The following is a 17709-nucleotide window of genomic DNA, read 5'->3' as shown; positions in this document are numbered from 1 at the left end:
CAACGGTATGCTAAGAACAAAAATGCCGTTCACTCTTAAGTGAACGGCATTACTGTCTTAAGGCGCTTTTAGCTCTTCATGCATTAGTCTTAAAATCCTACCCATATTCTTCTTTCTCAACCCACATTTTGATATTCACTCAGTTTACAGCCATAACGCGGCTTGATAGGTTACTTCCAGTGCAGTCAAATGCTTAATCTATAGTATTTATCGACTCGACCTTATATTGAATTTGGAAAGATCATGGAAGAAAGAAGCCAAGCTTATCTTGATAGCTACCTCAACACATTGCCAGCAGACGTTGCCTCGCAATACACCTCCTTTAGTACTGATTATTACTGCGCCGACGAGTACAACGCCAACCTATGCGCGCAGTTGATTTTAAAAGGTGAAAAACAGGCGTCCTGCGGCCTTGAACACTGGTATACCCATGAAGGCGAGACGAGACCCATAGTTGGTCACTTACAAGTCGTCACCGATTGGGATGGTGAGCCTGTCTGTATTGTTGAGATCACGTCGGTGTCGTCGTGCAAATACAACGAAGTGAATGCGGAGTTTGCTGCTGCAGAAGGCGAGGGTGACAAAACACTAGAATGGTGGAGAAAAGCTCACTGGAACTTCTTCTCTCGTGAATGTGAAGAACTCAAGATCTCACCAAGTGAAGACATGTTACTTATGTTGGAGCGTTTCAAAGTGGTTTATCAACAGTGAACTCCCCAGTGAGTGCCATGTTGAATCTCGAGGCATGGCACTTTAGTCTTCATTTGAACAATACAAGATAACTAACAATCACAAGGAGAGTGATGTGAAAATAGCGATATTGGATGACTACCAGAACGTTGTTAAAGACCTCGATTGTTACCGAAAACTCGAACAACACGATGTCTCGGTATTTACCGAGACTTACTCGAAGCAAGATCTCGTCGCTAAGTTGGTCTCGTTTGAAGCCATTGTGCTCATTCGTGAAAGAACCGAGATCACCGAATCTCTGTTATCACAACTCCCTAACCTCAAACTGATTAGCCAGACGGGCAAAGTGAGTAACCATATCGACTCGCAAATGTGCGAACGATTTGGTGTTACCGTTTTAGAAGGTCTAGGCTCGCCTGTTGCGCCTTCCGAGCTATGCTGGGCGCTGATTATGGCTGCATCGCGCCACATTCCTACTTACGCGTCAAACCTTAAGCAAAACCAGTGGCAAGATTCTGGCTCGTTAGGGTTAGGTCGAACTTTGAAGGGCTTGAAGCTTGGTATTTGGGGCTACGGCAAGATCGGCAAATGCATTGCACAATATGCCCAAGCATTTGGGATGTCTGTCGTAGTGTGGGGCAGCCAAGCTTCACACGATCAAGCACAAGCAGATGGCTTCGAAGCAGCAGCAACCAAACAAGACTTCTTCCGAGAAGTTGATGTGTTTTCTTTGCATTTGCGTTTGAATGATGCGACCAGAGGATGTGTTAAGGCACACGACCTAAGCTTGATGAAGCCGGACTCACTGTTTGTGAACATCAGCCGTGCCGAGTTAGTCGAACCGATGGCCCTGTATCATGAACTACGCGAGATACCGACCAAAACAGCCGCTATTGATGTGTTCGATTGTGAGCCAGTAACAACAGACTCCGAACCGCTATTGTCCTTACCAAACGTCACTGCAACTCCACATTTGGGCTATGTTGAACAAAATAGCTACGAACTCTACTTCGATATTGCCTTCGACAACATTCTGTCCTATCAAAGGGATGGCATATAGCGATAGAATCTGCCCAAAGCAATAAAAAGGTAGAGAAGTATGAGCTTAACAATCAGAGAAGTCGCGGTAGAAGATGCACAAGGCATTATTGATGTATTAAATCCAATCATTATCGAAGCGCGTTATACAATCTTGGACCAAACTTTTACTGTTAATGAAGAAAAGACATTCATTGAGTCGTTCCCAAAACGTGGTGTATTTAGCGTTGCAGTCAACGAAACGACCAACCAGTTACTTGGTTTTCAGAATGTAGAACCATTTGCTACTTACACTAAGGCCTTTGACCACGTTGGTATTATTGGCACTTATGTTGATGCAAATAGCCGTGGGCAGGGCGTTGCAAAACAGTTATTTGATTACACATTTAAAGCAGCCAAAGCCAAAGGTTATGAAAAGCTGTTTGCCTATGTAAGAGCAGATAACGAACGCGCTTTAGCGGTCTATATTAAGCAAGGCTTTGAAATCGTCGGAACGGCTAAAAAACACGGTAAGATTGGCGATCAGTACTTTGACGAGATCCTTATCGAGAAGTTTCTATAGGCTCGCTTGAACATTAGATAATTCATCGTATGCAGGAGGCAAGATGACAAAGCTAATCGAATTAACAGAAATAGTCTTATTCGACTGGGGCAATACGCTGATGGTCGATTTCCCAGACGCACAAGGGAAGATGTGTGACTGGGAAACGGTACAAGAAGTGAGTGGTGCTCGTGCATTACTGGCTGAACTCTCCAAAAATCATCAAGTCTACGTTGCCACCAATGCTGGTGATTCCAGTAAAGACGACATCATTCGTGCCTTTGAGCGCGTTGGCCTGTCTCAATCTATCTTGGGTTACTTTTGTAAGGCGAGCATTGGCTTTTCTAAGTTCGAGTCGGGGTTCTATCCTGCCATTATTTCTAAGCTCGGTGTTGTACCACAAGACATCACCATGGTTGGCGACACTCTAGAGAAAGACATTTACCCAGCACTTGAAGCGGGTTTGAAAGCGGTGTGGTTGAACACGGAAGGAGTTGAACTTAAGTCACAGCATCCACGTATCGTGCAAGTTCAAAGCCTAAGTGGACTGTTGGAGAAGCGCCATGGGTGAACATTCAGAGATCTGGCGTCAGTATTACCAAAAAGCACTAAGCAAACCTCATTTAAAGAGAACTGAATTCGCAATCAAACTGAATGAGTCAGGCTTAAATGTTGCGATTGATTGTGGTTGTGGAACAGGCAGTGACATCGCCTTTTTGGAGCAGCAAGCTTATCAAGTCTATGGTTTTGATATTAATCCTGATTCCATTGCTATATGTCGAGACAGATTTGGTCGCAAGCCTTTGGTCGATATATCTGAAAGTGGATTTGAACACTATGATTACCCGAAATCTGGTGTAGTGATTGCCAATTCGAGTCTGTTTTTTGCTGACCCAACGCGTTTTGACGGGGTTTGGCACAATATTGAAAACTGTCTTGAAGTAGGTGGCGTATTTGCAGGTGATTTCATGGGCGTCGATGACAGTTGGGCGCATGGCTATCGAACCCCAACAACGCCGTTAACAAAAGCCAAAGTACTTAGCTTATTCAACGACTTTGAGATAGTACGATTCCATGAGCGAGACGAACAAGCACTCACGTCGCTGGGTAGGATGAAGCATTGGCACACTTATTCGGTTGTTGCGATTAAGCGCTGTTAAAATATCAGTATTTAAAACTCGTTTGGATGCATGTCTGTTTTGACGCCAACCTCTCATCTCTTTGCTGTTTAATCTTCTAAGCTAACTCTAGTTTCTACTATGAGGGCTAGGTTATGAGTATCGAACGTCATGGAATATCGGTTGGCATTGAACGTGTTAGCGGTGAAACCATTGTTGTGTTTAAAGCGAAAGGCAAACTCACACACGATGACTATCAAGCGATGATGCCAATTCTAAATACCACGCTAGAAGAACTCGATTCATCTGAACTCAAGATGCTGGTCGACATCTCCACCTTAACGGGTTGGGAGTTGCGTGCTGCTTGGGATGATTTCAAACTTGGATTAGAGCTCAATTCTAAGATAGACAAAATCGCGATTTATGGTGATAAAAGCTGGCAAGAATTCGCTTCAAAAGTAGGGAGCTGGTTTGTGTCTGGTGAGATTAAGTCATTCGAAGACCATGACTCAGCGCTTAAGTGGCTAGTCGATTAGCGGTTTGATTATTACGAGTGATTAACGTGATGGTTGAGATGTTGTGGTTAACCGTCACGGTTCTATAGCTTATGATTGGCTATTTTAGTCGTAACGATACAAATATATTGTTTCAAAGCAACAGTTTACGTTTGTACTATGCGTTCTTTTTTTGAATAAATTAATATGAATAAAGTTGTTGTAGCTCTTATTGCTTTAGTTGCGTTGAATGCTTGTGTAACGCGAAAAATTCCTGTTATGAAAGAAGCCATGTCTGTCGGTCAGATATCTGAAATTGCTGTACATAACTTAAATTGTACAATGATCGATACTTATACACTTGAAGATTCCCATCCAAATAACGTGATTCCGGCTCTCAAAAACCAAGCATATATGTCCGGCGGAAATCGTTATCGAATAGCGGATGTGCTTGATACTCGCCGTGGACGACCAAGCAGTGTAGTTGCAGAATTTTATCTTTGTCCGACGACTTCATATCAAGTGAAGCCATCGGGAGTAGTTCAATTGTTGCCAGGCGCTCATGAAGTTAAGCCTATTGCTTTTGCTGAGATTGAAAACACAGCTTGTAACGTTATTGGCAGCCACGTAGTGCAAGCAACTAATCCTAAGTCAGTGTACACAGAGCTAGCCAATGAAGTATTTATGCGAGGTGGAAATCGCTACCATATTACGAATATTATAGCGACAGACGGGTCAAATCCGACTTCAATTTCCGCTGATGTCTACCGATGTAAGCATCGTTCAGTTGCATTTAACTAAGTTAGCGTTAAGCGACTAGTTGTGCCGTTTGGAATTCCACTTATAGCAACTTCAATCGGCACTTTTGTTTTCTTTGCTACTTGTTCACATTCGTTATTGTTTAACGGTTTAAAGTTCGTTAGTGTTCGGAAATAACAAATTGTTTAAATAACAAGGTCTAAGAACATGAATAAGGTAATTGATAAGCTGGCTTGGATATTCATCAAAGACGGCAAGCTGTTGATGGTGAGATCAAAAGGCAAAGAGCTGTTCTACTTGCCGGGCGGAAAGCGCGAAGCAGGGGAAAGTGACGAGCAAGCACTGGTTCGCGAAATAAAAGAAGAGATCTCAGTAGATTTAATGCCTGATTCAATCAAATACGTTGAGACGTTTACAGGCCAAGCTGATGGCAAAGCGGAAGGCGTATCAGTGCAATTGACTTGCTATCTTGCTGATTATACTGGCGAACTGTCTCCAGATGCCGAAATCGAAGAGCTTAAGTTTGTTGATGGCAACGACAGAGCGGTATGTTCATTGGCAGCACTGGTTGCGCTTGATTGGTTAGAAGCAAACCAGTATTTGGCTTAAGGTTTTAGCGGCTATTAGCTAACGCTGAAGATTGATCTTCAAAAGATCATCGCTTACGAATAGCTTGAAGGGCGGCTGTCTTTCATCAACAGGTCGAGTTTCCTTTGAGCTTTCTTCGTGTCTTGTAAATCCACCACCTCAATCATTTCACACTCATCTCGTACCATCTCATTAATCAGGCTTGGATAGTGTCTGCAATCTTCTGGTCGGTCTAAGTAGATGCTGCATGTGTACTTGGCTTGAGCCTTGGTGTCTTTCGTCGGAACTAGTTCCAGAAAAGGGCAGCGAGTTAAACGTTCACCAGATTCAGGGTCGAACCAGATCTCGCTTCCTCGGACATACTCAAAGATGTCTGGGTTGAACAACTCCCACAAATCAATCTCTTCTTGAGTCGCGGCAAGGTCGCCATCTCCGTATTTGATACAGCATTTTCCGCATTGATTACAATCTTTCATTATCGACTTCATAAGTTGGTGAGCTTTTATCATTTTACCACTGATAGGCGTGGCACGTTGATTTTGTTGTTCATGGTTAAGCCGTTACGGGGCGGGAACTTGGAATAGCGGTACTTAAAATCAATTTATCTATGAACCACCACTCCAATCCAAGATGTAAACAGTGATACAATTTGCGCCTCTCACGTTATTCAAGCAAAGGCATCAAAATGAGAACCGTATACACCACCGAAGGCGACATTAACGCAAAGAAACAGAAAGACGCTTACCCAAAGTTGGCGTTATGTGATAACTGCGTTCGAGACTATGTGGTGATTGCTCAAGGAGAACGTACCTATAAGCCTTGTGCGAAATGTGGCGCAGACGATTAATGCGCCTTGATAAATACCTTTGTAAAAGCACAGAACTAACAAAACTCGAAGCCGTTCAGCGAATCCAAAACGGTGAGGTGAGTGTGAACAGCGTGGTTGTGCTAGACGAGTCTACTCAGGTTCATGAAAGTAACGCTATCCTGCTTAATGGTGATGCATTAACGCTACGAGAGTTTAGATACATCTTAATGCACAAGCCTGCGGGCACCATCTGTTCTAATATCGACGAAGTGTACCCATCGCTTTTCAATTACCTAGAGTTAGAGAAAGCGTCTGAACTGCACATCGCAGGGCGCTTAGATGCAGACACTACAGGCTTAGTCTTAATTACCGATGATGGGCGATGGTCATTCAATATCACGCTGCCAACCAAGTCATGTAAGAAGGTGTATCGCGTGACATTGTCACGAGATATCAAAGACGATGTCGCAGATAAATTCAAGGCGGGTGTTCAGTTGCAAGGCGAGAAAACCCCAACGCGCCCAGCAGAGCTAGAAGTGGTAAGCTCGAAAGAAGTGCTCTTGACCATTACAGAAGGCAAGTTTCATCAAGTAAAACGAATGTTTGCTGCGGTAGGAAACCGAGTTGTTGGCCTTCACCGTGAACAGATTGGTGATGTTCGTTTGGATGTTGAAGCAGGCCAGTGGCGTTATCTAACTAAAGCCGAAGTTGACTCATTTCAGCAAGACTCTGAATAAACGCTGTAACCACTTAAAGCGTTAAGCGTGTCAGCACCAGAATATCAACACTATAAGGATATAGGATGGAAAACCTCAAAGTCTCAGAAATTAAGTCTTTCGTACCCGCGAAAGACTTCGATTTATCCAAGCGTTTTTACCAGTCAATCGGCTTCGAGCTGATGTCTGAATTTCACGATATCGCCTATCTACGACACGGCGGTTGTGCGTTCCTTCTGCAAAACTTTTATGAACCTGCGCACTGTCACAATTACATGATGCACTTGCTGGTTGAAGACGTAAAAAGTTGGTATCAACACATCCAAAACTCTAATGTAGTGTCGGAATTTGAAGTTACCGTTTCCGAGGTTGTTGAACAGCCTTGGGGAATGCTTGAGTTTTGTATCACCGACCCAAGTGGTGTGTTGTGGCGTATGGCTGAAAACATCAGGTCGAGCTGATTCATCCAACTTGCATTGATAGTATGTCTAGGTTCACGGTGCTTTTCTGTCCTATTTGCTAGAGTGACAATTCAATGAGCATGGAGGTTTTATAATGGGAACTGTAATCGGTTTGGTGATTTTAGTTGCTATAGATTGGTATCTTGTTCGTAAAACAGGGCTTCATATTCATAAATGGATCTCTAAAAAGTATGCCGCGTATCTGTCGGAGAAGGGAAATCAAAAATAGCCTTTCTTATTAAGTCATCGGTATAAAAAGCGTTATCTGCTATTCATTTTACACACATTGCAAAGATTGGAGGATTTATGAAAGGTAAAGGAAAGTGCCTATGTGGCTCGGTTGAGTTGGAAGTAGAGTACGCCAGTAATGAATTGGGGGCTTGTCATTGTAGTATGTGTAGAAATTGGTCGGGCGGTCCGATGTTAGCCATTGATTGCGCTGATTCTGTCAAAATATCAGGTGAATCAAATGTAGTGAGATATAAGTCATCCGATTGGGCAGAAAGAGGTTTCTGCAGTAAATGTGGTACTCATTTGTTTTACTTTTTAGTGCCAAATAATCAGTATCACCTTCCTGTCGGATTATTGATGTCTGGGGATGACTACAAGCTAACTCATCAGATATTTATTGATGAAAAGCCCGAATACTACGAATTTAAAAATGAAACACAAAATATGACTGGTGCAGAAGTATTTGCCCACTTTGAAAGTGGAGAGTAAATATGCAGTCAGATTTTTCTAAATTAGCGACAACCGATTACGGAAACATATTAAGTAACGACCATTTTATTAACTTTAGCATTGGTCCTCTTTGGCAGGATATGCCGCGAGTTGTTGGAGAAGCGTTTACTGTCCAGTTAACGTCTGGTGATAATTTAATGCTTCATTCAGCCATATACGAAGCACCAGAAGGTTCCATCATTGTAGTGGATGGAGTTGATAGCGAATATGCAGTAGCCGGCGGTAATGTATGCGCAGTCGCTAAGAGTCGAGGTATCAAAGGTTTTATTATTGATGGTGTCATTCGAGATTTGACTGAAATTTCAGATATGAAGTTTCCAGTTTTTGCGAAAGGTGTTCATCCAGTACCGGGAAAGAAAGAGATCTATTCTGAATTGGGCGCTCCAATCACTTGCGGGGGAGCAAAGGTGTCTACGGGAGATATCATTGTTGCTGATGCAGAGGGTATTGTCGTTATTCCTAAATCAAGAAAAGACGAAGTGTTTCTAATGGCTTCAAAGAAAGCAAGTGACGAAGCTTCATTAACACTCGCTGAGTGGGAAACGAGTCATAGGGCTAAAATAGCCCAAGCAATAACGTCTGCGAAACAAAAAACTTAATTGGTGCAGCAAGCTGATTTGTAACACGTGGCATTTGTCATCAATTAACAGGCGTTAGGCGACAACGAATAAATTCATCCATGGAGAAGAGAGTGATCGTACGGACTGCGACGAAAGAAGACTCAAGTGTCTTGTTAGAGTTTATTGAACAAAAAGCTGACTTTGACCGGAGTATGAAAGGGTTTAGTGGTGAAATCTCGACAACTATAGAGAAAATCGAACGCACATTATTCGGTGATTACGCATTTGCCCATGCATTAATATTGGAACGGAATTGTGAGCCTTTTGGCTTCGCACTGTATCACTATCGATATTCATCCTTCAGTGGAGAGCCATCAATCTGGCTTGACGACCTATTGGTAACAGGAAATCAAAGATCAAAAGGGTATGGCCATGAACTTATGTTGGCTTTAAAGTCACAAGCGGAGTCATCATCTGCTTCGTATATCGCATGGACGGCAAGTCCACATAATAAGAAAGCGCATGATTTCTACAAAAGGTTGGGTGCAGAGGTTGAGCGAATGGATGATCAAAGACCTTATTTCCGTTGGGCAATGTGCGATTCGTGAACAGATAAAAAGAGAGCGATGAATAAACAAAAACTAAAGAACCTCATTCAACAAGTTCCTGAGTTAATCGAAACAGCCAACGTATGTCGTGAGGTGGGCTTGCCAAACTTCTATATTGCAGGCGGTGCTATCACTCAAATCATCTGGAATGATATCGAAAACAAACCGCTTCTAGACCAAGTTAAAGACTTCGATGTTGTCTATTTCAATAATGCTTCAGCCCTCACTGAGGACGAATTCAAAAACCGCATTCGTTCGCGGTTAAGTCATCATGTCGACGTGGATGTAAAGAACCAAGCGACCATCCATGAGCATTACGCTAAGAAGTTCGGTTGCTTGATTCAACCATACGATCGTGTTGAACAAGGTATCGAGTCTTGGCTTTCTGCGTTTGCTATCGGGTTTACTCTGGATGATTCAGGCGATATCAAGTTGTTTGCACCATACGGTGTAGAGGACGCGTTTGATATGCTGATTAAACCGAATAAGCGAGCAATGACAGAAGCGAACTACAACAAAATGACGGCTGGTTATAAGGCCCGATGGCAGCAAGTAAAAGTGTTCCTTTGGGATTGATCGATAGAGCTTTACGAGATGATTCTCAACATTTGGTATTAAACTCGGCTTGGCGTTAGTGGCAAGTTTGAACGCAATCTCAGAATTGTTAGTCACTTAGCTGTACGTTTGTCACTTGGTAAGAATTAAGGAGTTTTAAGTGAGTCATGAAGTAAGAGTAGGTGTCGCTGCGGTTATTCTACGTGAAGGACGAGTACTACTTGGAGAGCGAATTGGTTCTCATGGGGCTCATACGTGGGCAACGCCGGGCGGACACCTTGAATGGGGTGAGAGCATTGAAGAGTGTGCCAAACGCGAAACACTCGAAGAGACTGGTTTAGTTGTTAGTGCATTTGAGAAGCTTTCTTTTACCAATGATATTTTTGAGAAAGAGAACAAGCACTATATTACGCTGTTTGTTGTTGCTTCTGACGCTAGCGGCGAAGCGCAGGTGACAGAGCCTGATAAATGTAAGCAATGGAAATGGTTTAAGCTAGATGAGTTACCTGAGCCACTGTTTCTTCCTCTGACGAACCTGTTGAGCGTTCCGGTCATCCTTGTGAAGCTAGCGCAGTAAACGCGAATGATTGGAGGGCAAATCAATGAGAGCACCTTTTCAAGTTTTAGTCTTTCCCTACAAAACAGTCGATAACAAATCTCGATTTTTAATCGCACGCAGAAAGGACAATGGTGTTTGGCAGGCAATATCGGGTGGTGGCGAAGACAATGAATCAATTCTTGAAGCAGCAAAACGAGAGCTTTCTGAAGAAACTCAGTTAGTCGGTGATAACTGGCAGCAGCTTGATTCAATGTGCATGCTTCCAAAAGTCTTTTATGCAGGGAATCACAATTGGACTGAGCATCCATTCGTCATTCCTGAGCATTCCTTCTCAGTTAAAGTGACGGAAGATCCTCAATTATCAAATGAACATACAGATTATCGTTGGTGTGACTACCAAGAAGCTATTGAACTTCTAACATATGACTCGAACAGAAACGCGCTTTGGGAGATCAATGAAAGGCTTTACAAAGCTAGCTAAAGTACACAGATTAATTAACTCTATATTAGAGTGGAAATCCTGATTAGATTCTTACTAATCTCTCGCTATTTAGTGAATAGGTAAATCATGACATTACGAGTAGTTCCAGAGCTTTATTGTTTCGATATTAATGTGAGCAAATCCTTCTTTGTCGACGTGTTAGGGTTTGAAGTGAAATACGAGCGCCCAGATGAAGAGTTTACTTATCTAACGCTTGATGGTGTTGATGTGATGCTTGAAGGGATTGCGGGCAAAAGTCGAAAATGGCTTTCAGGTGATCTGGAGTTTCCGTTAGGGCGTGGTGTTAACTTCCAATGGGATGTTATCGATATCGAACCTCTATATCAGAGAGTTAACGAAAGTGCCGCTGATTCTATTTATCTAGCCTTAGAATCAAAGTCTTATCAATGTGGGGACTCGATCGCGACTCAGAAGCAGTTCATCGTTCAAACTCCAGACGGTTATCTTTTTAGGTTCTGCCAAGATATTCTTTAACACATAAACTTTATTGGCTATTCAATTCTTATGAGAAACACGGCTAACTAAATACCCGCATAAACAAGGAGAGTAGAGTGGTCAACATTCGGGAAATGGCAATTTCAGACTACGACTCAGTGATCGCGTTGTGGTGCCAGACAGAAGGCATGAGTATTCGCGATGCCGATTCGAAAGAAAGCATTGCGAGCTATTTAGATCGTAACCCTGGTCTGAGTTTTGTGGCTGAAAGTAACAACGAGATCATTGGCGCTGTGTTAGTAGGAACGGATGGACGTCGTGGGTATTTACAACATTTAGCTGTCTCGGCCAACTTTAGAGGACAAAAGTTAGGTTGTAAGCTTGTCGCAGAGGCGGTCAACGCACTTGCAGGGTTAGGCATCCCGAAGACCCACTTGTTTGTCTATAACGACAACATCAACGCTCAACAGTTTTACGAAAAATTGGGCTGGTTTCCTCGAGATGAAGTTCGAATGTACTCGTTTAATAGCTCGGATAATAGTAACGTTTAGCCTTAAAGGTTAGTGTTGGCTGAGCGTTAATTTGTAACAGGTTCGCGCGCATCTTCCCAATATCAAAACAATCCTTGGAGTATTTAGAAATGTTGTTTTTTAGTCTGTCTAAACCATTGATTCAAGGCTCCGAGTTATGTTCTGAGCTGCTCAATTTCTTAACCGAGCATAAGAGTGATTTCGAAGAAAAGTTAATCCCAGACCTGTCATACATAGATGATATGGCACACGTGGTGGACGGTATTAAAATCAAAGACGTTCTACACATCAATGCGAATCAATACCGCCTTCAATATTCGTTTGATTGGGAGCTGTTTCTAGGTTGTTCAGATAGGAACGAAACTGGTGTCGAGAATGGAAGCGTTCTATTCACACTTGAGGATGATAACGTTCTTAATATCAACTTCCCAAACTACGGTTCTCGAGACACTAGCGATGAGCTCTAGTCGGTTTTTCGTGCGTGTTATACAGAAGGAACAACAATGATAACTATTGAAAGGCTTCAAGAATCACATGTGGCGTTAGTTCAGGCCATCCAACTCGCCGATGAACAGGTTAAGTTCGCTGGTACAGCTGCAGAGTTTTTATTAGACGGCAGTGAAACGACGCACTTGCACGTGATTAAGTCTGATAACGAAGTTGTGGGTTTTTTTAAGCTGGATATCGCTTACGCAGAGCACTACGAATTCTGCCCTGAAGGAAGTATTGGCTTAAGAGCTTTTGTGCTTGATAAAAACCAGCAAGGTAAAGGTTTAGGAACTGGCACGGTCAAAGCTTTGTTTCCATATTTAAAAGCGAATTACTCAGCGTATGAGTCGATTTACTTAACTGTGAATTGCAAAAATCCCGCAGCATTTAACTGTTATCAGAAAGGCGGCTTCGAAGATACCAATCAACAGTATCTAGGTGGCGCAGCAGGCCCGCAATTTATCATGCGCGGTCAAATCGTTTAGTCACATAAATAGGTTAATTGTTGAACGACAAACGATCTAGGGAGGGATCATGTCAATTACATCAGGAATAGCTCTATTTGTTGCGATGTTACTATCTGCAGCCATACCGGGACCCAGCGTTCTCGCAGTTCTGTCGAGGTCTCTAAGCTTTGGTTGGAAACAAGGCTTGTTAGTGGTGCTTGGCGTACTAATCGCGGATTACATTTTTATATTCTTAGCTTTGTCTGGTTTATCAGCTTTAGCTAGCGCAATGGGTGAATTTGCTACGGTAATTAAATATGTAGGCGTTACCTATTTGTTTTGGTTGGCTTACACAACATGGACGTCAGATGTTAGTGAATCATCGAGTACATCTTCGGAGCAAGGAACGAAAGCCTCAAGCGTGACTATCGGCTTATTGATGACAGTTTCAAACCCAAAGGCGATTTTGTTTTACATGGGTTTCTTTCCCGCATTCATAGACCTAAAAACATTTACCACAACAGATGTGATGATGATTTTGGTGATTTCAACTGTAGCTGTAGGTGGAGTATTGAGTCTCTATGCTTGCACTGCCTCTAAAGCTCGTTTTGTATTTCAAGGGCGCTCAGCAAAGATGCTATTGAACAGGTTATCAGGTGGCTTTTTGGCGACTTGCGGTGCTTTGCTAGCAACTAAAACATGAGTACTCTTAGGACTGTTTTAACCATAACACCAAACTAAGTGTTAACACCTAGTGTCTTTGCCTGCTTCATGGCATCATTCCACGTAGCTAAAACCCCAACAAGGTATGTTATGAAACAGAATATTGTCCACATTGCACTCGTGGTAAAAGACTACGATGAAGCGCTTGATTTTTATGTAAACAAGCTTAAGTTTGATCTCATCGAAGACACGTATTTACCAGAAGAAGATAAACGCTGGGTTGTTGTTGCTCCACCAAATTCAACCGGTGTGAGCCTGTTACTTGCTAGAGCTTCCAAGCCAGAGCAACTTGATTTCATCGGCAACCAAGCTGGTGGACGCGTATTCCTATTCTTAAACACCGATGATTTCTGGCGTGATTACGAACGCATGACGTCTTTGGGCATTAACTTTGTCCGAGAGCCTAAAGAGCAAGGTTACGGTACCGTTGCTGTGTTTGAAGATCTTTACGGTAACTTGTGGGATCTCCTTCAGTTAAACCCTGAACACCCTATGGCTAACAGGTAAATAAGCTAAGGCTCATTCGTGTGTTGCTCAAGCTCAATTAAAGGAAGCTCATCGTGGAAGAAATCAAAGGCATTCTGCAATTCATGGTCGAAATTGAACAATTAAAGGACGTTCATCGACAAACAAAACCGGTTGGATTGGATCGCTATGAAAACTCCGCCGAACACAGCTGGCACGTCTGCTTGAGCGCACTTATGTTGAAAGATTACGCCAATGAAGAAATCGATATTACGCGAGTGATGAAGATGCTGTTGATTCATGACCTTGGGGAAATCGATGCCGGAGACACTATCATTTATGCCAGTGAGACCGAAGAAAATAAGCTTAAAGAGCGAAACTGTGTCGAGCGCTTGCTGAATTCATTACCGAGCCACTCAAGAACTGAGTACTTGGAGCTATGGCTTGAGTTTGAAGCGGGTGAGTCACCGGAAGCCAGGTTTGGTAAGGCGATCGATAGAGTACCGCCTTTGCTTCATAACATCCATGGTGATGGTCACAGCTGGAAGAAGCACAACATATCCAAAGACAAAGTACTGACCTTTAATGGCGAGCGTATCTCTAAAGGCAGTCGTGCTCTATGGAAAGAACTAGAAGTGCAACTTGAAGGTGCTGCGGACAAAGGGCTATTAAAGTAAAAGTTAGCTATCTTGCCAAGTAATGGCAAACAAGTTTCACCTAACAACGTTTAAATTAAACCCGGGAATTCATAGTGTTACTTTAGAGTAGCGAGCTAATTTGCTCATAACTTTATGAAAATATATAGATTTAACTCAACATGTGGCATATTTGCCATGTGTTGAATTTGTGCTTTGAGTTAAGGCTATAGATATTATGTATGGAAGTGAGAAGACGAGAGCGTTCTGCTGTAACTGTAAGAAACTTACACTGCATAGGTACACGATGTTCAGTAGCCAAGTGCAAAAGGCACCACAAGCTGAAGATAAAGAACCGAGTTTACTCCAACGAATTTTATCGGAGTTTCTATCTTTTGGTGTTACAGGTTCGGGCGCGACAGGTGATTACAAATGTACCCAATGTGGAACATATTTGAATACACCAGACAACCTCGACTGAGTTTGTGAGTTTGGCTTAGGCAAATAAAAACGGGAAGACCTCAATGATCTTCCCGTTAGATATTACTTAACTCATCGTGCTATTGGCAGTTTTGAGTGAGAAGCCTTATGCACAACACTTCTTGTATTTCTTACCGCTACCGCAAGAACATGGGTCGTTACGGTTAGGGGTCTTTTCAAACGTCATCGTTTTTGGCTTGTTCAGTAGAGTATCAAGCTCGATGGTGTTCTCTTCTTTGTCTGCGTCGACTGTAACAGTAACGAAGATAGTATTTTCAGCAGCTAATGCTTCAACTTCTGCTTTGCGCGCTTCAGTTTGAACTACTACAGCAATTGGAGATTCTTCAGTACCCGCTTTTACATCGCGGTTTACGTTGTAGCCAGCAAGAACGTGGTTCTGTCTTGTTTCGATACGGCCTTTGAAAAATAGTTTCGACATTGGGTACTCATTAAAAGTGTTGAATGGCGCTATTTTTAATGGCGATAGCGCAATGGATCGGGGATTATACGCATATATTGCAATTGATAAAGCAGTGATGTGAGCAAAGGCTGTTTGGTTTTTGTTTGCTAGTAACGGTTTGTTCTCTAGCTTTGCTCCTATTAGACAAATTTCGAAATTCAAGACAATAAGATTTCCCTCAATAGGGTTTCAAGTGATAAATTGAAATCGTCAATTTAAACAACGAGATACACCATGAAGTTAGATGCCATCCTGTGGGATTACGATGGAACCTTAGTCAACTCCGTTCCAAAGAATATCGCAATCACAAAAGACATTATCTCTTTAGTTGCGCCACAATTGTCAGGCGACAACTTACCTAAATATTTGCTTAGCGAAGCGCTTTATCATGAAGCCAACCACGGTGCTAAAAACTGGCAAGCCTTATATGTCGACTATTACGGTTTATCACACGATGAAATGTTGATCGCTGGTGGAATGTGGGCAGAGCATCAAGAGAAAAACCAAACAGCCGTTGCCTTGTTTGAAGGAATGGAAATCGTGGTTAATCAGTTTGCGCATCTTCCACATGGGATCTGCTCTCAAAACTCTCAATTGAATATTCGTGGTGTAATCGACAGTTATGGCATCGGCGATTTGTTTAAATCGGTCGTGGGTTATGACGATGTCTCGAACGGCAACCAAAAACCCCATCCATTTGGTGGTGTGAAATGTGTCGAGAACATATTTGGCGCCGATCCGACTAATGAGCTTTGTTTGATGTACATCGGTGACCATGAAGCGGACACACAGTTTGCTCGCAATATTGAAGTAGCACTGGGTAAGAACGCAAAAGTGATCGCGGTAGCTGCGGGTTATAGCCGTTCTGAACCTGAAAATTGGCAAACCAAGCCGGACTACATTGCTAACAGTGTCGATGATCTTTTAACGATCATCGGTAAGTACGCATAGAAAACTAAGTACGTATAGAAAGCTAACGTACACATAACGAAGCCGACGTTTAAAAATCACCACACGTAAATGACTTTAAGGAAGAATAATGACACCAAAAGACGTGGTATTAGGATTTTGGGATGCAATGCGCACCAACGATTTTGCAAAGGCAAGTGAATGGCTAGCCACAGATTTTAAAGGTTATTGGCCTCAGTCGTCTGAATTGACGGTAGGGCGCGACAACTTCACGGCAATCAATGCTGAATACCCAGCCAATGGTGTTTGGGAGTTCACGCTCAATTCAATTGTCTGTGAAGGTGATACGGTAGTAACGGACGTTTCGGTTACAGACAGTGTATTGAAAGACCGAGTGATCACCTTTCACACGGTTGTTGATGGCTTAATTCAAAAGCAAACTGAGTTTTGGCCAGACCCATTCGAAGCGCCGGCTTGGCGATCGCAGTGGATTCAGGTTGTATCGAACAATTAGTTTGTGTCGATACGATCAGTTTGTAACGAAAAACCAGGTCGTATCGAATAATCAGGTTATGTCGAACGATCAGGTTGCATCGAAAAATCAGGTTATAACAAACAAGTGGCATTAGGAGGTTTCATTGAGCAAGGTAGTGATTGTAACAGGCGGAAGCCGAGGCATTGGCGCGGCGACATCTAAATTGTTGGCCAGTAAAGGCTATGCCGTATGCGTTAACTTTATACACAATGAGTCGCGAGCTGAAGATTTAGTGAACGAGATTCGCGAACAAGGCGGAACCGCGATAAGCGTACGTGCGGATGTGTCTGTTGAATCGGACGTGAAATCCTTATTCGAGATTGCTCGTAATAAGCTGGGCCCAGTGACTCATTTGGTCAATAATGCCGGGATCTTGTTTACCCAGTCACCATTGGTTGATATCGAATTGGATCGCTTTGAAAAGGTGATGAAGTCCAACGTATCAAGCTGCTTTCTGTGCAGTAAAGCCTTTATCAAACAAGCTGATGGTGCGGGTTCGATTGTGAATGTATCGTCTGCCGCTTCTCGCACAGGTGCACCGTTTGAATATGTGGATTACGCAGCATCGAAAGGTGCGATGGATTCACTGACCAAAGGCTTATCGCTTGAATTGGCTGCGCGTAATATCCGAGTTAATGGTGTAAGGCCTGGTTGTATCTACACTGAGATGCACGCAGACGGCGGAGAGCCTGATCGCGTAGACAGACTCGCTTCGCAGTTACCATTACAACGAGGTGGCACACCAGAAGAAGTCGCTAACTCTATCGCGTGGTTACTGTCAGACGAAGCTTCTTATGTAACCGGCTCATTTATTGATATTGCGGGCGGTCGATAGGGCACGTTGGCCTTTACACTAAGACAAAC

30 protein-coding genes are annotated in these 17709 nt (G+C 42.9%); 28 read left to right on the top strand and 2 right to left on the bottom strand.

Going from position 1 to position 17709, the window contains the following annotated elements; genetic code table 11:
• Window positions 1-243 precede the first annotated feature (243 nt).
• The 8 genes from AB6D80_RS16370 (at window position 244) to AB6D80_RS16335 (ending at window position 5249) form a co-directional block, all read left to right on the top strand.
• Window positions 244-711, top strand: coding sequence for an ASCH domain-containing protein (locus AB6D80_RS16370; RefSeq protein ID WP_371703207.1), 468 nt, complete (start codon window positions 244-246; stop codon window positions 709-711).
• 94 nt (window positions 712-805) lie between these two features.
• Window positions 806-1750 carry a D-2-hydroxyacid dehydrogenase family protein gene (locus AB6D80_RS16365; RefSeq protein WP_372189080.1) on the top strand — a complete coding sequence of 315 codons (945 nt, stop codon included), beginning with the start codon at window positions 806-808 and terminating at the stop codon, window positions 1748-1750.
• A 39-nt stretch (window positions 1751-1789) separates the two neighbouring features.
• Window positions 1790-2290 (top strand): N-acetyltransferase family protein, encoded by a 501-nt coding sequence (locus AB6D80_RS16360; protein ID WP_371703203.1) that lies wholly within the window; start codon window positions 1790-1792, stop codon window positions 2288-2290.
• Between the two features lie 43 nt (window positions 2291-2333).
• A complete protein-coding gene (locus AB6D80_RS16355) occupies window positions 2334-2840 on the top strand; it encodes an HAD family hydrolase (RefSeq protein WP_102258498.1) in 507 nt (168 codons plus the stop codon).
• Window positions 2833-3429, top strand: a complete 597-nt coding sequence (locus AB6D80_RS16350; protein WP_372189077.1) for a class I SAM-dependent methyltransferase — start codon at window positions 2833-2835, stop codon at window positions 3427-3429. Before AB6D80_RS16355 ends, AB6D80_RS16350 begins: the two co-directional genes overlap by 8 nt.
• A 113-nt stretch (window positions 3430-3542) precedes the next feature.
• Window positions 3543-3923 (top strand): STAS/SEC14 domain-containing protein, encoded by a 381-nt coding sequence (locus AB6D80_RS16345; protein WP_017099881.1) that lies wholly within the window; start codon window positions 3543-3545, stop codon window positions 3921-3923.
• Between the two features lie 165 nt (window positions 3924-4088).
• Entirely contained in the window at window positions 4089-4682 is a 594-nt protein-coding gene (locus tag AB6D80_RS16340) for a DUF1471 domain-containing protein (RefSeq protein ID WP_372189076.1), read from the top strand.
• 165 nt (window positions 4683-4847) lie between these two features.
• On the top strand, window positions 4848-5249 hold the full coding sequence (locus tag AB6D80_RS16335) for an NUDIX domain-containing protein (RefSeq protein ID WP_017099883.1): 402 nt from the start codon (window positions 4848-4850) through the stop codon (window positions 5247-5249).
• Between the two features lie 53 nt (window positions 5250-5302).
• Here AB6D80_RS16335 and AB6D80_RS16330 read toward each other — a convergent pair whose 3' ends face one another.
• Window positions 5303-5704 (bottom strand): YkgJ family cysteine cluster protein, encoded by a 402-nt coding sequence (locus AB6D80_RS16330; protein ID WP_017065706.1) that lies wholly within the window; start codon window positions 5702-5704, stop codon window positions 5303-5305.
• Window positions 5705-5913: 209 nt separating this feature from the next.
• Here AB6D80_RS16330 and AB6D80_RS16325 point away from each other — a divergent pair, with 209 nt between their 5' ends.
• From AB6D80_RS16325 to AB6D80_RS16245, 17 genes are all read left to right on the top strand, one after another.
• The gene (locus AB6D80_RS16325; RefSeq protein ID WP_012604036.1) at window positions 5914-6075 is read left to right on the top strand and encodes a hypothetical protein; all 162 of its coding nucleotides are present in this window, start codon (window positions 5914-5916) and stop codon (window positions 6073-6075) included.
• Window positions 6048-6773 (top strand): pseudouridine synthase, encoded by a 726-nt coding sequence (locus AB6D80_RS16320; RefSeq protein ID WP_102248887.1) that lies wholly within the window; start codon window positions 6048-6050, stop codon window positions 6771-6773. The genes AB6D80_RS16325 and AB6D80_RS16320 overlap by 28 nt, the downstream gene beginning before the upstream one ends.
• 65 nt (window positions 6774-6838) lie before the next feature.
• Window positions 6839-7213, top strand: a complete 375-nt coding sequence (locus AB6D80_RS16315; RefSeq protein ID WP_102248888.1) for a VOC family protein — start codon at window positions 6839-6841, stop codon at window positions 7211-7213.
• Between the two features lie 306 nt (window positions 7214-7519).
• Window positions 7520-7933 (top strand): GFA family protein, encoded by a 414-nt coding sequence (locus AB6D80_RS16310; RefSeq protein WP_372189075.1) that lies wholly within the window; start codon window positions 7520-7522, stop codon window positions 7931-7933.
• Window positions 7934-7935: 2 nt separating this feature from the next.
• A complete protein-coding gene (locus AB6D80_RS16305) occupies window positions 7936-8553 on the top strand; it encodes an RraA family protein (RefSeq protein WP_372189073.1) in 618 nt (205 codons plus the stop codon).
• 80 nt (window positions 8554-8633) lie between these two features.
• Entirely contained in the window at window positions 8634-9122 is a 489-nt protein-coding gene (locus tag AB6D80_RS16300; protein WP_372189071.1) for an N-acetyltransferase family protein, read from the top strand.
• A gap of 18 nt (window positions 9123-9140) precedes the next feature.
• Entirely contained in the window at window positions 9141-9698 is a 558-nt protein-coding gene (locus tag AB6D80_RS16295; protein ID WP_017104351.1) for a nucleotidyltransferase family protein, read from the top strand.
• A 139-nt stretch (window positions 9699-9837) separates the two neighbouring features.
• Entirely contained in the window at window positions 9838-10254 is a 417-nt protein-coding gene (locus AB6D80_RS16290; protein WP_372189069.1) for an NUDIX hydrolase, read from the top strand.
• A 25-nt stretch (window positions 10255-10279) separates the two neighbouring features.
• The gene (locus tag AB6D80_RS16285; RefSeq protein WP_372189068.1) at window positions 10280-10717 is read left to right on the top strand and encodes an NUDIX pyrophosphatase; all 438 of its coding nucleotides are present in this window, start codon (window positions 10280-10282) and stop codon (window positions 10715-10717) included.
• 87 nt (window positions 10718-10804) lie between these two features.
• Complete coding sequence (locus AB6D80_RS16280) at window positions 10805-11212, top strand: VOC family protein (protein ID WP_102248892.1); 408 nt, start codon at window positions 10805-10807, stop codon at window positions 11210-11212.
• A gap of 77 nt (window positions 11213-11289) precedes the next feature.
• Window positions 11290-11724, top strand: a complete 435-nt coding sequence (locus AB6D80_RS16275) for a GNAT family N-acetyltransferase (RefSeq protein ID WP_017078753.1) — start codon at window positions 11290-11292, stop codon at window positions 11722-11724.
• 89 nt (window positions 11725-11813) lie between these two features.
• Window positions 11814-12170 carry a hypothetical protein gene (locus tag AB6D80_RS16270; protein WP_009846824.1) on the top strand — a complete coding sequence of 119 codons (357 nt, stop codon included), beginning with the start codon at window positions 11814-11816 and terminating at the stop codon, window positions 12168-12170.
• Between the two features lie 36 nt (window positions 12171-12206).
• Window positions 12207-12677: a GNAT family N-acetyltransferase gene (locus AB6D80_RS16265; protein ID WP_102248893.1), complete on the top strand. Its 471-nt coding sequence runs from the start codon at window positions 12207-12209 to the stop codon at window positions 12675-12677.
• A 49-nt stretch (window positions 12678-12726) separates the two neighbouring features.
• Window positions 12727-13341 carry a LysE family translocator gene (locus AB6D80_RS16260; RefSeq protein WP_012604019.1) on the top strand — a complete coding sequence of 205 codons (615 nt, stop codon included), beginning with the start codon at window positions 12727-12729 and terminating at the stop codon, window positions 13339-13341.
• A 110-nt stretch (window positions 13342-13451) separates the two neighbouring features.
• Window positions 13452-13868 carry a VOC family protein gene (locus AB6D80_RS16255; RefSeq protein ID WP_017061801.1) on the top strand — a complete coding sequence of 139 codons (417 nt, stop codon included), beginning with the start codon at window positions 13452-13454 and terminating at the stop codon, window positions 13866-13868.
• 53 nt (window positions 13869-13921) lie between these two features.
• Entirely contained in the window at window positions 13922-14503 is a 582-nt protein-coding gene (locus AB6D80_RS16250; RefSeq protein WP_102248894.1) for an HD domain-containing protein, read from the top strand.
• 196 nt (window positions 14504-14699) lie between these two features.
• Entirely contained in the window at window positions 14700-14942 is a 243-nt protein-coding gene (locus tag AB6D80_RS16245) for a hypothetical protein (protein ID WP_029223182.1), read from the top strand.
• A gap of 105 nt (window positions 14943-15047) precedes the next feature.
• Here the strand turns inward: AB6D80_RS16245 and AB6D80_RS16240 are convergent, their stop codons facing one another.
• Entirely contained in the window at window positions 15048-15380 is a 333-nt protein-coding gene (locus tag AB6D80_RS16240) for a PBPRA1643 family SWIM/SEC-C metal-binding motif protein (protein ID WP_041472810.1), read from the bottom strand.
• Window positions 15381-15635: 255 nt separating this feature from the next.
• On the opposite strand from AB6D80_RS16240, the gene AB6D80_RS16235 reads away from it, so the two are divergent.
• The 3 genes from AB6D80_RS16235 to AB6D80_RS16225 all read left to right on the top strand — a co-directional run bounded on the left by AB6D80_RS16235 (window position 15636) and on the right by AB6D80_RS16225 (window position 17680).
• Window positions 15636-16352: an HAD family hydrolase gene (locus AB6D80_RS16235; protein WP_372189066.1), complete on the top strand. Its 717-nt coding sequence runs from the start codon at window positions 15636-15638 to the stop codon at window positions 16350-16352.
• An 88-nt stretch (window positions 16353-16440) separates the two neighbouring features.
• The gene (locus AB6D80_RS16230; RefSeq protein ID WP_269337719.1) at window positions 16441-16824 is read left to right on the top strand and encodes a nuclear transport factor 2 family protein; all 384 of its coding nucleotides are present in this window, start codon (window positions 16441-16443) and stop codon (window positions 16822-16824) included.
• A 124-nt stretch (window positions 16825-16948) separates the two neighbouring features.
• Window positions 16949-17680 (top strand): glucose 1-dehydrogenase, encoded by a 732-nt coding sequence (locus AB6D80_RS16225; RefSeq protein ID WP_017090681.1) that lies wholly within the window; start codon window positions 16949-16951, stop codon window positions 17678-17680.
• The last annotated feature ends 29 nt before the right edge of the window (window positions 17681-17709 follow it).

The organism is Vibrio sp. 10N.247.310.17, assembly GCF_041466605.1.
Taxonomy (GTDB): Bacteria; Pseudomonadota; Gammaproteobacteria; order Enterobacterales; family Vibrionaceae; genus Vibrio; species Vibrio tasmaniensis_A.
The sequence above is the reverse complement of the archived record's forward strand: the minus strand, read 5'-3'. Positions and strand labels throughout refer to the sequence as shown.